The organism is Pseudomonas saponiphila (genome assembly GCF_900105185.1).
Taxonomy (GTDB): Bacteria; Pseudomonadota; Gammaproteobacteria; order Pseudomonadales; family Pseudomonadaceae; genus Aquipseudomonas; species Aquipseudomonas saponiphila.
The window spans coordinates 3708711-3723631 of record NZ_FNTJ01000001.1 but is presented as its reverse complement, the minus strand read 5'-3'; the positions used below and the strand labels follow the sequence as shown (position 1 = coordinate 3723631).

The window sequence follows — 14921 nt, the reverse complement described above, 5'->3', positions numbered from 1 at the left end:
CCGTTCAATCGGGCTCCAGGGCCTCCAGCAGGTCGCCGTCGAGCCCGAGCATGGCCTGTTCCAGGCGGGCCAAGGCCGCCTGGATCTGATCGGCATCGGCGCCTTCGAGGCAGGCCTTTTCCAGGTACTCGCATTCATCGATCAGGGCCTGGGCCTTGATGATCCGCGCCGCGCCATGGATGCGATGGGCCAGTTCGGCCACCCCTTTGCGCTCGGCACTGGCGAGCAGTTCGCGGATCTGTTTCAGGTCCTGGCGGTTGCTCTGCTGCACGCCCTTGAGCACTCGCTGGATGGAGGCCGGATTGCCGCCGGTGAGGTGGTCCAGTTGCTGGATGTCGAAATGCCGGCTGGTGCTTTTCAGCTGGGTGCGTGGCAGCGCCTGCAGCTGGCGCAGGCGGCGATCCAGCTCGGGCAGGGCGATGGGCTTGAAGATACAGCCGTTCATGCCGGCGTCCAGGCAGCGTTGCTGTTCTTCGGGTTGGACATTGGCGGTGAAACCGAAGATCTGCACCGGCGGGCGTCCCTGGATCTGCTCGGTGAGGCGAATCTGTCGGGTCAGTTCGTAGCCGTTCAGCACCGGCATGTTGCAGTCGGTGATCACCACATCGAAGGTTTCCCGCAGCCACAGCTTGTAGGCCTCGGCGCCGTTCTGTGCCTGGCTCAGCGAGTAGTCGAGAAAGCGCAGTTGCTCGCAGAGTAGTTGGCGGTTGGCCTGGCTGTCGTCCACCACCAGGATGTGCAGCGCGGCCCTGGCGGCCAGCGGCTGGGCGTCCTGTGGCACCGGCGGCGGTGAGTCCGGCAGGGGGGCGAGTCGGCTCAGCTGCAGCTGGACCCGGGCCAGGGTGCCGACCCCGGGCTGGCTTTGCAGGCTCAACTGGCCGCCCATCATTTCGCACAGGGTGCGGCAGATCACCAGCCCCAGCCCGGTGCCCGAGCGGGCGTTCTGATGTTGTCCGGGAACCTGGCTGAAGGGCTGGAACAGCAGTTGCTGGTCTTCGGGGTCGATGCCGATGCCGGTGTCCCGGACCGTCAGTTGCAGGGGCAGGGTCTGCGGGTCGTCGCGTTCGGCCTGCAGGCGCACCTGCACGGTGCCGCGTTCGGTGAACTTGATGGCGTTGCTCAGCAGGTTCGAGAGGATCTGCTTGAAGCGCAGCGGATCCACCAGCACGTCGCCGCTGGCGCTGCTGTCCAGGTCCAGTTCCAGGCGCAGGCCCTTCTGCCGGGCCAGGCCATCGAAGACCCGGAACACCGACTCCGCCAGCTCCCGCAGATTGGCCCGCTCGGGGCTCAGGCTCAGGTGCCCGCTTTCGATCCGGGCGATGTCCAGGATGTCGCCGATCAGTTCCAGCAGGCCCAGGGCCGAGCTGTAGGCCACCTCGATCGAAGGGCGGTCGAGCTGACCCTGGTCGGCGCGCTTGAGGGCCAGTTCGAGCATGCCGATCACCGCGCTCATGGGGGTGCGGATTTCGTGGCTCATGGTGGCCAGGAAGGTGGTCTTGGCCCGGTTGGCCTTGTCGGCGTCGTTCTTGGCCTGGGTCAGTTCATTCAACAGTTGCTGGCGCTCGCTGATGTCCAGCCAGCCGCCGATGATGCCGAGGATTTCGCCCTGGGCATCGCGGTAGGGCAGCATCCAGTGGTAGATCTGCACCTGCTGGCCGCGGATGTGCACCGTGCGGTCGATCAGCAGCGGCGGGCCGCCGTCGAGGATGCTCTGGAAGTCGGTGGCGAACAGCCCGGCCTCGGGCACCGCCAGCTGTTCGAGGTTGCTGCCCAGCACGCTCTGGCGATCGGTGCCCATGGTCTTGAGGTAGCTGTCGTTGCAGATCACCAGGCGCCGCTCGCGGTCGCGCACGTAGATCGGGTTGGGCGTGCCGTTGATCAGCGCGTCCATGAAGCGCAACTGGTCGTTGAGGGCATGCTCGGCCCGTTCGCGCTGGCTGACCTGGCGGCGCATGGCGTAGCCCCAGGCCAGGGCAATCAGCAGCAGCACCAGCGACGCGGCCCCGGCCAGGTACAGGGTGGTGCGGTAGTCGCGCCAGGAGGGGGGCGCGACCGCCGACTTGGAGCGCCAGCGATTGTTGAGCTCGGTGATGGCGTCCGGAGAAATGCTGCGCAGGGACTTGTCGATGATGTTGAACAGTTCCAGCTGGTCGCGGCGCACCGCAAAGGACTCGTTGAGCAAGGGCAGGTTGAGGGCCGAACGGACCTTGAGCTGGTCTTCCTTGATGCGCGGCAGGTTGAAGCTGACGGCGATTTCCGCCTGCACGGCGGCGTCGGCCTTGTGGTCGCGAAGCAGGGACAGGGCTTCGAAGTTGGTCTGCACTTCCTTGACGCGGATCTGTGGATAGCGCTGGCGCAGCTGGGCCACCAGGGAGTGACCGCTGCCGATCAGCAGGGTCTTGCCCGCCATGTCCTCCAGGCTTTTCGGCGCATCGGCGGCGTCGCGGGTGATCAGCATGTAGGGCCCGACCAGGTAGGGGCGGGTGAACAGCAGGTAGGCTTCGCGCTCGGTATTGCGGGCCCGATCGGCGGCCATCTGCACCCGGCCATCGCGCAGGGCATCGTTGAGGTCCTTGAAGCTGGGCAGCGGGGTGATTTCGAAGGTCAGCCCGGTCTTGGTCTCCAGCATTGCCAGCAGGTCGGCGGTAATCCCCAGGTAATTGCCGTCGGCGTCGAAGTAGGACAACGGCGGCAGGTAGCGGTGAATGCCGATGCGCACCACCGGGTTCCTTTCGATCCAGCGCTGTTCCTCGGGGGTGAGGCTGGTTTTTTCCATGCTCAGCAGCAGGCGGTCGCCCCAGCGATTGCGGATGCTGATGTCCTGCTCCTTGTGGATCGCGCGCAGAGCGGTATCGAGCAAGTACTGCAGTTGCCGATTGTCCGGGGTCACCGCGAAGGCAAAGCCGGAGATGCTGGCGGGGCCGCTGTAGATGATCCGCAGGTAGTCGCTGTAGTTGCGCGAGATCAGGAACTGCGCCGAGACGGCGTCGCTGAGCAGCACGTCGGCATCGCCGAAGGCCACGGCGGCCATGGCCGCATCCGCGCTGGCGTAGGTGTCGATCCGCGCCAGGGGGTACATGGCCTGGGCCACGGGCAGGCTGATGGTGTCCAGGGAGATGGCCAGGCGCTGTCCCTGCAAGCCGCCTTTGAGCGAGGGCGAGTCCCCCAGGCGGGCGACCAGGGTCGGGCGATTGACCAGATAGCTCTGGCTGAGCAGCAGTTGCCGGTGCCGGGCCTCGCCCTGGGTAACGCTGCCCATCAAGTCGATCTCGCCCCTGGCCAGGGCATTGAACACCTGCTCGCGGGTGTCGTAGGCCCGGATGCTGATCTTCACCCCCAGCGCGTCGGCCAGCAGGCCAATGTAGTCGGCGGTAACGCCCTCGTATTCCTTGGCTTCGTTGACCATTTCCAGCGGCGGCAGGTTTTGCTGCGCGGTGCCCAGCACCAGTTCGCGCTTGTTGCGCAGCCATTGCCAGTCATCCGTGGTCAGGGGCAGTTGGTGGTGATGGGGGGATTCATAATTGAGCAACTGCAACAGGGGAGGGGCGTCGCTCATGGCCGGCAGGCAGGCCAGTGACAACAGCATGGACAGGATAAAACGAAGCATCGGGGCTCCAGATCGGGGAACGGCACGAGGGGAGTCGAAGAGCAATGCGACAGGTTGGGTTGTCTGTCGGACAAGGGCGGAACGCCAATGCTGGAAATAAATATAGATCAAGGGACGGCGCCAAACGCGGCTATTTTCCCGGGTTGCGGGGAGCCGGGCAAGGCCGCTGGTACGGGCGGACCGAAGGTCTGGTCGGTGCCTTGACCGGCTTGCGCTTAGCGATACGCTTGTTGCTATCCGCATGCTTGCCGTTACACAGACTGCCGGGGGCCCGAAGCGCTGCCGGCTGCCGCACCATCGGCCGTCGCCGCTGAATCTGGAGCCGCGCTTGAATACCCTGAAGATATTGGTTCTGGAAGATCATCCGGTGCAGCAGTTGCTGGTCCTGGAGCAATTGCAGCGCCTGGGGGTGGTGGCCCCCCTGGCGGCGTTCGACGGCGCCGCTGCCCTGGAGCTGTTGCGCGCACGCGGCGCGGCGGACATCGTTCTCTGCGACCTGCAGATGGCCGGCATGGACGGCCTGGAGTTCCTGCGCCGAGCCAGCGAGGAGCAGTTGGTGCGGGCGGTGATTCTCTACAGCCTGATCGAGCCCGACCTGCGGCGCGCGGTGTTGCAGATGATCAGCCTGCAAGGGCTGATCGTCCTGGGGGATGTGGGCAAGCCGGCGGAACTGGCGGCCCTGCAGGCGATGCTCGAATGCTATCAACAGCACCACCACCTGCCGCCCGCGCCGCCGCCCCGGCACTTCGACCCGGTGAATCGCGAGGAACTGCTGCGGGGCGTGGAGCAGGGGCAGTTCGTGTCCTACTACCAACCCAAGTTCGACCTGCAACAGGCCACCTGCAGTGGCGCCGAGGTGCTGGTGCGCTGGCTCCATCCGCAGCGTGGCGTGCTGGCGCCAGCGGCCTTTCTCGCAGAGCTTGAGGCCGAAGGCCTGCTGGATCGGGTGTTTCATCAGCAGCTCGACCAGGGCATGGCCTTGCAGCGCCGGCTGCTGGATCAGGGCGAGGAACTGGAGCTGGCGTTCAACCTGATGCCCCGGCAGCTGGCCTGCAGCGACATCGTCGGGGATATCCACCAGGCCATCGAACGGCATCAGGTGCCGCCGCACTTGCTGAGCTTCGAAATCACCGAGGTCGGCCTGGTGCAAGCGCCGGCCATCAGCCTGGAGAACCTGGTGCGTCTGCGCATGATGAAGTGCAACCTGGCCATCGACGACTTTGGCGCCGGCTATTCCTCCTTGCAGCGCCTGTGCGAGTTGCCGTTCAACCAGATCAAGCTCGACGCGCATTTCGTCCGTGAGTTGCTGCGCCAGCCGCGCTGTCGCGCGGTGGTGGGGGCCTCCCTGGCGTTGGCCAGCAGCCTGGAAATGTGCCTGGTGGTGGAAGGGGTGGAAACCCAGCTCGAACGGCGCCTGCTGCTGGACATGGGCTGCGTGCTGGGCCAGGGCTACTGGTATGCCCGGCCGATGGCGGAAACCGAGTTGCTGGCCTGGCCGCGCCGGGCGCCGGTGCCGTTGTCGCAGCAGACGCCCTGATGGCCACCGGCTGGGGCCTGGGCAAGCGGCGCTGGACGCGGATGGCCATTGGGTTGAAGCTGTCGGTCCCTTGATTCCGGCAGGTTCTTGCATGCTTATCGTCTTCAGCGGATTGCCGGGCTCCGGCAAGACCACTATCGCCCGGACCCTGGTGCCGCACCTGAGCGCCACCTACCTGCGCATCGACAGCATCGAGCAGGGCTTGCGCGACGCCGGCCTGTCCGAGGTGGGCAAGGGCGGCTACCAGATCGCCCTGCAACTGGCGAAGGCCAATCTGGCCCTGGGTAACAGCGTGCTGGCGGACTGCGTCAATCCGCTGGCCGAAAGCCGTCTAGCCTGGCGTCAGCTGGCGGACGGGCTGGGCGTCGGGCTGCTGGATATCGAAGTGTTCTGTGGCGATCCGCTGGAGCATCGGCGGCGGGTCGAAACCCGGCAGCTGGATGTGCCGGGCCTGCAAGCGCCCGATTGGCAGTCGGTGCAAAACCACGAGTATCAGGCCTGGGCTTCGCCGCCCTTGCGCCTGGACAGTGCGCGACTGTCGCCGGAGCAGGCCGTGGCGGTGATTCTGGCCAACTTGCCGGCGCGCTCCTGAGGCCCGTTTGCGCCGCGGTGATTTTTATCTGTGAACCTCTTTGGTGCAGCTACAGTCATTGCTCAGAGGGGCGCTGCTGGCCGCTGTGAGCAGGACCGGATGAAAAACTCCCGATAACGGGGCAAAAAATTCCGCTGTCGGGATTTCTGCACCGATTCTGCCCGTATTCGGCGCCCCAGGCGCCGCCCGAGCGCGCTTGAACAGGTTCAAGGCTGGCCTGTCCAGGTCAGGCGTGTCTCTTTTTTGAAAACAAATGTCGCATTGAGGGTGTTTATTGCCCAAGGCAGCGCTTTGGCCGCGGTTTGCGCATTTGCGGCATAGCGATTGCTACCGCTGTCTCATCAGGGCGGCAGGAGCCGTCCCGACACAGCACTCAGGAGGTGTTTTACAGGGGCAGGGAGCGAGGATCCCTGCCAGGGCAAAGCCGGGTTAGGTACACACAGGGTTCAGATAAAAAGCCGTTTGCATCACGGCAAGGAGTTGGCTATGTCCCGCGCTTTTTTCGATGAAATGTACGCTGCCAGCGGCACGTGTCGACCCCATTACGCAGCGTTCGCCCGTTGGCTGGCGGACACCCCCCTGGAGCTTCTGGACCAGCGGCGGCGCGAGGCCGATCTGTTGTTCCATCGCGCCGGCATCACCTTCACCCTGTACGGCGACGAGCAGGGCACCGAGCGCCTGATTCCCTTCGACATCATTCCCCGCAGCATCAAGGCCAGCGAGTGGCGCAGCGTGGAGCGCGGCTGCGTGCAGCGGGTCCAGGCGCTGAACCTGTTCCTGGCGGACATCTATCACGGCCAGCGGATCATCAAGGAGGGCATCATCCCAGCCGAACAGGTGCTGGCCAACGAGGGCTATCAGGTGGCCATGCAGGGCCTGAACCTGCACCGCGGCATCTACGCCCATATCGCCGGGGTCGACCTGGTGCGCGACGGCGACGGCAGCTACTACGTGCTGGAAGACAACCTGCGCACCCCCAGCGGCGTCAGCTACATGCTCGAAGACCGCAAGATGATGATGCGCCTGTTCCCCGAGCTGTTCGCCGCCCAGCGCATCGCGCCCATCGACCATTACCCCAACCTGCTGCTCGAAACCCTGAAAAGCGCCAGCCCCCTGGACAATCCCACGGTGGTGGTGCTGACCCCGGGACGCTTCAACAGCGCCTATTTCGAACATGCGTTCCTGGCCCGGGAGATGGGCGTGGAGCTGGTGGAAGGGGCCGACCTGTTCGTGCGTGACGACCGGGTGTTCATGCGCACCACGGCCGGGGCCCAGGCGGTGGATGTGATCTATCGCCGGCTAGACGATGCCTTTCTCGATCCGCTGTCGTTCAACCCCGATTCCATGCTCGGCGTGCCCGGGCTGATCGCCGCCTACCGCTGCGGCAATGTGGTGCTGGCCAACGCCGTGGGCACCGGGGTCGCCGATGACAAGTCGATCTACCCCTACGTCGACGAAATGATCCGCTTCTACCTGAGCGAGGAGCCGATCCTCAAGAACGTGCCCACCTGGCAATGCCGCAACCCCGCCGAGCTGTCCCATGTGCTGGCCAACCTGCCGGATCTGGTGGTCAAGGAAACCCAGGGTTCCGGCGGCTACGGCATGCTGGTGGGCCCGGCGGCCACCGCGGCCCAGATCGAGGAGTTCCGCGCCCGGCTCAAGGCCCGTCCCGAGGCGTACATCGCCCAGCCGACCCTGTCGCTGTCCACCTGTCCGACCTTCGTCGAAAACGGTATCGCGCCGCGGCACATCGACCTGCGGCCGTTCGTCCTGTCCGGCCGGGAAACCCGCCTGGTGCCCGGCGGCCTGACCCGCGTCGCCCTGCGCGAGGGCTCGCTGGTGGTGAATTCGTCCCAGGGCGGCGGCACCAAAGACACCTGGGTAGTGGAGGACTGAACCATGCTTTCAAGAACCGCTGCGGACCTGTACTGGATGTCCCGCTACCTGGAGCGTGCCGAGAACCTGGCGCGCATGCTCGAAGTCAGTTACTCGCTGTCGCTGATGCCCCAGGCCGGGCGCGGCGACGGCCATGCGGAACTGTCCATGTCGCTGCTCGCCGCCGGCACCCTGGACGACTACAACCAGCGCTACGGCGAGCTCAACAGCGAGCGCATGCTGCACTTCTTCGCCCTCGACGACACCAATCCCGGCAGCATCTACTGCTGCCTGCGGGCGGCGCGCAGCAATGCCCACGCGGTGCGCGGACGGATCACCGCCGACATGTGGGAGAACATCAACGCCACCTGGCTGGAGATGCGCAACATCGCCGCCAACGGCCTGGGGCGCTACGGCATCAGCCAGTTCTGCGATTGGGTCAAGGAGCGTTCGCACCTGTTCCGCGGCGCCACCGTCGGCACCATCATGCGCAACGAAGCCTATCGCTTCATTCGCCTGGGAACCTTCATCGAGCGCGCCGACAACACCCTGCGCCTGTTGGACGCGCGCTACGAAATGTTCGGCGAGGAGTCCGAGGAGGTCAGCGACGATTCGGCCCGGGGCTACTACCAGTGGAGCGCCTTGCTCCGCGCCTTGTCGTCCTTCGAGGCGTTCAACGAGATCTACCGTAATGCCCCGGGGGCCGAGCAGGTGTCCGAGCTGTTGCTGCTGCGCGCTGATGTGCCGCGCTCCCTGCTGGCCTGTGTCGAGGAGCTGGACCAGCTCCTGGCCACCTTGCCGGGGGACAACGGCCGCCCGGCCCAGCGCCTGGCCGCTGAACTCAACGCGCGCCTGCGCTACACCGGGATCGACGAGATTCTCCACTCCGGCCTGCACCAGTGGCTGACCGATTGCATCGGGCAGATCCGCCATCTGGGGCAGACCGTGCACGAATCCTATCTGGAGGTGCTATGAAACTGTCCATTCGCCACGACACGACCTACAGCTACGCCGACGAAGTCTGCACCAGCATCCAGTTCCTGCGCCTGACGCCCCAGGACAGCCAGCGCCAGCAGATCCTCCAGTGGCAGCTGGAACTGCCGCGCCGGGTTCGTGCCCAGCGCGACCCCTACGGCAACATCCTGCACGTCATGACCCTCGACGAGCCCCACGGCGCGATCATTCTCACCGCCTTCGGCGAAGTGCGGATCGACGAGAACCGCGAGGTGGAAGGCGACAGCCAGTCGCCGCTGCCGTTCCTGCGCACCAGCCGCTTGAGCGCGGCCGACGCAGCCCTCTGTGAGTTTGCCCGGCGGCACTGCGGCGAAAGCCGCGACCGCGCCGCGCTCACCGAGCTGATGCAGGCCCTGGCCGAGCACATGCCCTACAGCCCCGGCGCCACCGGCGTCGGCAGTACCGCGGCCGAGGCCTTTGCCGGCGGCGCCGGGGTCTGCCAGGACCATACCCACGCGTTCCTGGCCTGTGCCCGCAGCCTGGGGATTCCCGCGCGCTATGTATCCGGCTACCTGTGCACCGAGGACGCCAGCCATCTGGCCAGTCATGCCTGGGCCGAAGCCTGGCTCGACGACGGCTGGTACAGCTTCGACGTGACCAACTGCCTGACTCGCCCCGAGCGCCACCTGAAACTGGCGGTGGGCCTGGATTACCTGGATGCCTGTCCGGTGCGCGGCATGCGGCGTGGGGGAGGGGCGGAGCAGATGCTGGCCCGGGTCCAGGTCAGCTCGATGGTGCAGGTGCAGCACCAGTAGTGGCTGTTGCCCGCATCGAGCCGGCACCGCGCGGGATAGCCCTCTTGCGGGTGCCGCTGGATCGAAGCTTGGGTCATTGTCAGTTGATGTTATAAAGTAACAGCCGCTTGCCGCTCCCCCCGATCGGCGCCGTTCCTTTGAACCTCAGGTGGTGATGGCTTTTCCATGAGTTCCTTGTCCCATTCTTTCGTCCGCCCGGGCTCCCGGCTGCCGAGCATCGATGCCCTGCGCGGGCTGGTGATGCTGTTGATGCTTCTGGACCATGTCCGCGAAACCTTCTTCCTGCACCGGCAGGTCAGCGACCCCATGGACATCGCCAGTACCGAGCCCGGGCTGTTTTTCAGCCGCACCCTGGCCCACCTGTGCGCGCCGGTCTTTGTCCTGCTGACCGGGCTCTCGGCCAGCCTGTTCGCCGACAAGCACGGCCATCGGGCCGAGGCCAGCGCCTTTCTGTTCAAGCGCGGGCTGTTCCTGGTGCTGCTGGAACTGACCCTGGTGAACTTCGCCTGGACCGGGCAGTTCCCGCCGAGCGTGATCTACCTGCAGGTGATCTGGGTCATCGGCCTGAGCATGCTGGCGCTGGCGGCGCTGCTGTGGTTGCCCCGCGCCGTGCTGCTGGGCCTGAGCCTGCTGCTGATTGGCGGGCACAACCTGCTCGACAGCGTGCATTTCGCCGCGGGTGAGGCGCTACATGTGCCCTGGGCGATCCTGCATGACCGGGGCTGGATCGAATTCGGCGATGCCTTGCGTCTGCGCACCTCCTATCCGCTGTTGCCGTGGATCGGGGTGATCGGCTTGGGTTATGGGCTGGGGCCCTGGTTCAGCGCCGGGACCGATGTCGGCCAGCGCCAGCGGCGACTGTTGTGGGCGGGGCTGGCGGCACTGGCGGGGTTTGTCCTGCTGCGCCTGCTCAATGGATACGGCGAGCAGCCCTGGGTCAGTGGCGACAGTGGCCTGCAAACGCTGATGAGCTTCTTCAACATCACCAAGTATCCGCCTTCGCTGCTGTTCATCGCCCTGACCCTGGGGCTTGGGCTGCTGGTGCTGCGCGCCCTGGAGCGGCGCCAGGAGCGGCGCTGGGTCGCGCTGCTCGGGGTGTTTGGCGGCGCGCCGATGTTCTTCTACCTGCTGCACCTGTATGTGCTCAAGGGCCTGTACCTGCTGGCGGTGGCGCTGCTGGGGCGCAACCAGGGGGCCTATTTCGGCTTCGACTCACTGGGCTGGCTGTGGCTGATCACGCTGCTGCTGGCGGTGCTGCTGTTGCCGCCGGTGCGGGCCTTTGCCCGGCTCAAGGCGCGGCGTCGCGACCTGGGTTGGCTGAAGTACTTCTGAGGCACCGTTCGCCGGCCGGTTTCCCGCAGGCACCGGCTGGCCGGCCAGAGCATTCCCCGATCGCGGTCAGGGCCGCGCCGCGCGAATGGCCGCGCGGATTTCTTCCTGCAACTGGCGAGCCCCGCGGCAGGCCGGGTCCACAGCGCCGAAGGTGCAGGATTTGTCCAGCACCTTCAGCGCCAGATCGACGTCGGGTGCTACGCCGATGCCGCGGCTGAGGTGAAAACCGTACATGGTGCAGGCCCAGGGATCGTCCAGCTCGCAGGCCTTGTTGAATGTCTGTACCGCGCAGTGCCGGGCGGCCTGGCTGTCGGTATCAGCGGCCAGCATGCCGGCGGCGTGGTTGGTGCAGCCGGAAACCAGTCCCAGGCTGCAGGCGCGCTGGTACAGCGGTTCATAGCCTGCGGCCGGGCCGTTGGCCTGTTGCAGGCTGGTGGCCAGCCAGTAGCAGTCGTTGCCATCGCCGGCTTCGCAACGCTGCAGGCAGGCCCCCCATTGCTCCGCGATTGTGCAGCGGTTGGCCTGCAACTTCAGCGAGGCGTTGCCGGACGTGATCAGCTCGCTGGGGCACTGCCTGGCCTGGGCTTGCCAGTCCTGTCGGGCCTGGACCTTGGCGGACAGCTCCTCGATCAGGGCCTGGCCGCCGGGCGCGGCGCCGAACGCAAAGGTCGACAGCAGTGCGGCGCCCAGCAGATAGAAACGGTAGAAGCGATGCATGGACGGGGTCCTTTCCAGGGGCAATGAGCGGGGGCGTATCTTAGGGGCTTTCAGGTCTGGCTGCTCGCGGCCGGCGCGCTGTGCCGAGAATTTTTTCAATCTCTACCTGCCGGGTGTCTTGTGGTCCCGGGGCTGTACTCTGTACTGTATATAAAAACAGTATCAGGGCCTTGCCATGCAATTGATCGACAAGCTGAGCATCCTCGCCGACGCCGCCAAGTACGACGCCTCCTGCGCCAGCAGCGGCGCGCCCAAGCGCAGCTCGCAAGGCAAGAGCGGGCTGGGTTCGAGCAATGGCATGGGCATCTGCCACAGCTATACGCCTGACGGGCGCTGCGTCTCGCTGCTCAAGGTGCTGCTGACCAACTTCTGCCTGTATGACTGCCAGTACTGCGTCAACCGCCGCTCCAGCGATGTGCCCCGGGCGCGCTTCAGCCCCGAGGAAGTGGTGCGCCTGACCCTGGATTTCTACCGGCGCAACTGCGTCAGCGGGCTGTTCCTCAGCTCCGGGATCATCCGCTCGGCGGACTACACCATGGAGCAACTGGTGCGGGTGGCCCGGCTGCTGCGCGAGGAGCACGAGTTTCGCGGCTACATCCACCTCAAGACCATCCCCGACGCCGACCCGCTGCTGATCGAGCAAGCCGGGCGCTATGCCGACCGCCTCAGCGTCAATGTCGAGTTGCCCACCGACCAGGGCCTCAAGACCCTGGCCCCGGAAAAGCACCTGGGCTCGATCAAGCAGGCCATGCGCACCATCTATACCGGCGAGCAGACCGTGCTCAACGAACCCCGGGCCCCGCGTTTCGCCCCGGCGGGGCAGAGCACCCAGATGATCGTCGGTGCCGACGACACCGATGACAGCACCATTCTCCACAGCGCCGAGGCGCTGTACGGCAATTTCCGCCTGCGCCGGGTCTATTACTCGGCGTTCAGCCCGATCCCCAACAGCCCGAAAAGCGTGCCTTTGGCCGCGCCGCCACTGATGCGCGAACACCGTCTGTATCAGGCTGACTTCCTGTTGCGCGGCTATGGCTTCAGCGCCAACGAGCTGCTGCGCGGGCCGGGGCACCTGGCCCTGGATATCGACCCCAAGCTGGCCTGGGCCCTGAACAACCGCAGCCTGTTCCCCCTGGACCTGAACCGCGCCGAGCCGGCGCTGATCTCGCGCATTCCGGGGATCGGCCTGCGCACCACCCAGCGCCTGGTGGAGCTGCGCCGCGAGCGGCGCATCCGCTTCGAGGACCTGGCGCGCATGCGCTGCGTGCTGAGCAAGGCCAAGCCGTTTTTCATCACCAGCGACTATCACCCGCAGCAGGCGGAAACCAGCAGCGCGCTGCTCTATCAGCAACTGCGGGACCGGCCGCAACCGCAGCAGATGGGGCTCTGGGGATGATCAGCCTGGACTGCGACGACCTGTTCGACACCTGGCGCCAGCAGGCGCGCTGGCTGCTCAGTCATTCCATCGACCCGAGCCGGGTCTGCTGGGCCGGGACGCGGGAGGCCGACCTGTTCGCCAGCGACGAGAGCTACCCGGAACAGCCCGGGCCGTTTCGCGCGCGCATTCCCCAGGCTTTGCTGGAGCTGTTGCAGCGAGCCGCCTGCTATCGCGGCGAGCAGCGCTGGAGCCTGCTCTACGAGGTGCTGTGGCGGGTCAGCCATGGCGACCGCACCGCCATGCTCAGCGGCGATCAACTGGGCAGCGAGTTGCAGCGGCGGATCAAGCAGGTGGACCGCGAGGCCCATCACCTGCATGCCTTCGTGCGTTTCGTCAGGCTGCCCGAGGGCCGCTCGCGCCTGGCCGAGCAACCCGAATACGTGGCCTGGCACGACCCGGCCCACGACATCCTGGCCCAGGCCAGCCGGCACTTCATCGGGCGCATGGGGCGCCACCGCTGGATGATCGCCACGCCCCGGGACGGGGTGTACTTCGACGGCGAGCACCTGCACCACCAGCGCCGGTGCCCCAGTGCCTGGCAGCAACTGGCCCAGGCCGGCGACGACCCTGGAGGCGAGCTGTGGCTGGCCTATTACAGCCACATTTTCAACCCGGCGCGGCTCAACCCCAAGGTCATGCAGGGGCATTTGCCGACCCGCTTCTGGAAGCACCTGCCGGAGGGGCCGCTGATTCCGGCGCTGATCAGCGAAGCGCGCCACGGCAAGCAGCGCGACGGCCAGGCCAGCCAGGTGGCGGCGCGGCCGGGCAAGCGGATCGGCTAGCCGCCGCAACCCGTTTTCAGCCACTGCTGGCGACGACACCGCCGGGTCGGCAGAGGCCGATTCCAGGCATGAAAAAGCCCGCCCCTGGCAAGCAGGGGCGGGCTGGGGTGCAGCCGGGAGCGAATCAGACCTTGACGATCCAGCCCGCTGGCGCTTCCACGTCGCCGGTCTGCACGCCGGTCAGCTCTTTGTAGAGCTTCTGGGTGATCGGGCCGACGTCTTTTTCGCTGTAGAACACGTGCAGCTTGTCCTGGTACTGGATGCCGCCGATCGGCGTGATCACCGCGGCAGTACCGCAGGCGCCGGCTTCCTTGAAGTCCGAGAGCTTGTCGATGAACACGTCGCCTTCTACCACTTCCAGGCCCAGGCGGGTCTTGGCCAGCTCGATCAGCGACAGGCGGGTGATGCCCGGCAGCACCGATGGCGAGTTGGGGGTGACGAACTTGTCATCGTGGGTGATGCCGAAGAAGTTCGCCGAGCCGACTTCCTCGATCTTGCTGTGGGTCAGCGGATCGAGGTAGATGCAGTCGGCGAAGCTGGCTTTCTTGGCCTGGGAACCCGGCATCAGGCTGGCGGCGTAGTTGCCACCGACCTTGGCCGCGCCGGTGCCTTGCGGGGCGGCGCGGTCGTAGCTGGAGATCAGGAAGTTGTGCGGGGTCAGGCCGCCCTTGAAGTAGGCGCCGACCGGGATGGCGAAGATCGAAAAGATGAACTCCGGCGCGGTACGCACGCCGATGTTGTCACCCACGCCGATCACGAACGGCCGCAGGTACAGCGCGCCGCCGGTGCCGTAGGGCGGAATGAAGCGCTCGTTGGCACGGACCACGGCCTTGCAGGCTTCGATGAACTGTTCGGTGGACACCTGCGGCATCAGCAGGCGGGCGCAGCTGCGCTGCATGCGCGCGGCGTTCTGGTCGGGACGGAACAGGTTGATCGAGCCGTCCTTGCAGCGGTAGGCCTTGAGGCCTTCGAAACATTGCTGGCCATAGTGCAGGGCGGTGGAGCCCTCGCTGATGTGCAGCACGTTGTCTTCGGTCAGGGTGCCTGCGTCCCACTCGCCGTTACGCCAGTGCGACAGATAGCGCTTGTCTGTCTTGATGTAGTCAAAACCCAGCTTGTCCCAATTGATGCTTTCGTTACCCATGACACCCTCTATCACTTAACAACCGCCGGAACGGCTCAAGGCTTCTGACGTTTTTTGGATGGGCACAACAATACTGCATTCCGGGGGCGGACCGCATCCCGGACGATGGGAGGGGGCGCAAAAAAACT

11 protein-coding genes are annotated in these 14921 nt (G+C 65.9%); 8 read left to right on the top strand and 3 right to left on the bottom strand.

Features of this window, described 5'->3' with window-relative positions:
• Positions 1-4: 4 nt before the first annotated feature.
• Positions 5-3607, bottom strand: coding sequence for a transporter substrate-binding domain-containing protein (locus tag BLV47_RS17215; protein ID WP_092315487.1), 3603 nt, complete (start codon positions 3605-3607; stop codon positions 5-7).
• 328 nt (positions 3608-3935) lie between these two features.
• Between BLV47_RS17215 and BLV47_RS17210 the strand changes: the two genes are divergently transcribed.
• From BLV47_RS17210 to BLV47_RS17185, 6 genes are all read left to right on the top strand, one after another.
• Positions 3936-5144: an EAL domain-containing response regulator gene (locus BLV47_RS17210; RefSeq protein ID WP_092315485.1), complete on the top strand. Its 1209-nt coding sequence runs from the start codon at positions 3936-3938 to the stop codon at positions 5142-5144.
• Positions 5145-5235: 91 nt separating this feature from the next.
• Entirely contained in the window at positions 5236-5736 is a 501-nt protein-coding gene (locus tag BLV47_RS17205; protein ID WP_092315483.1) for a P-loop nucleotide/nucleoside kinase family protein, read from the top strand.
• 486 nt (positions 5737-6222) lie between these two features.
• The gene (locus tag BLV47_RS17200; RefSeq protein WP_092315481.1) at positions 6223-7632 is read left to right on the top strand and encodes a circularly permuted type 2 ATP-grasp protein; all 1410 of its coding nucleotides are present in this window, start codon (positions 6223-6225) and stop codon (positions 7630-7632) included.
• Positions 7633-7635: 3 nt separating this feature from the next.
• Positions 7636-8586: an alpha-E domain-containing protein gene (locus tag BLV47_RS17195; RefSeq protein ID WP_092315479.1), complete on the top strand. Its 951-nt coding sequence runs from the start codon at positions 7636-7638 to the stop codon at positions 8584-8586.
• Positions 8583-9380, top strand: coding sequence for a transglutaminase family protein (locus BLV47_RS17190; protein WP_092315477.1), 798 nt, complete (start codon positions 8583-8585; stop codon positions 9378-9380). The genes BLV47_RS17195 and BLV47_RS17190 overlap by 4 nt, the downstream gene beginning before the upstream one ends.
• A 165-nt stretch (positions 9381-9545) precedes the next feature.
• A complete protein-coding gene (locus BLV47_RS17185) occupies positions 9546-10712 on the top strand; it encodes an acetyltransferase domain-containing protein (RefSeq protein ID WP_092315475.1) in 1167 nt (388 codons plus the stop codon).
• 66 nt (positions 10713-10778) lie between these two features.
• Here the strand turns inward: BLV47_RS17185 and BLV47_RS17180 are convergent, their stop codons facing one another.
• The gene (locus BLV47_RS17180; protein ID WP_092315472.1) at positions 10779-11429 is read right to left on the bottom strand and encodes an SEL1-like repeat protein; all 651 of its coding nucleotides are present in this window, start codon (positions 11427-11429) and stop codon (positions 10779-10781) included.
• Between the two features lie 175 nt (positions 11430-11604).
• Here BLV47_RS17180 and BLV47_RS17175 point away from each other — a divergent pair, with 175 nt between their 5' ends.
• Both BLV47_RS17175 and BLV47_RS17170 read left to right on the top strand, forming a co-directional pair.
• Positions 11605-12825 (top strand): putative DNA modification/repair radical SAM protein, encoded by a 1221-nt coding sequence (locus tag BLV47_RS17175; RefSeq protein ID WP_092315470.1) that lies wholly within the window; start codon positions 11605-11607, stop codon positions 12823-12825.
• Positions 12822-13649: a TIGR03915 family putative DNA repair protein gene (locus tag BLV47_RS17170; RefSeq protein ID WP_092315468.1), complete on the top strand. Its 828-nt coding sequence runs from the start codon at positions 12822-12824 to the stop codon at positions 13647-13649. The genes BLV47_RS17175 and BLV47_RS17170 overlap by 4 nt, the downstream gene beginning before the upstream one ends.
• A 124-nt stretch (positions 13650-13773) precedes the next feature.
• Here BLV47_RS17170 and BLV47_RS17165 read toward each other — a convergent pair whose 3' ends face one another.
• A complete protein-coding gene (locus BLV47_RS17165) occupies positions 13774-14793 on the bottom strand; it encodes a branched-chain amino acid aminotransferase (protein ID WP_092315466.1) in 1020 nt (339 codons plus the stop codon).
• Between the last annotated feature and the right edge of the window lie 128 nt (positions 14794-14921).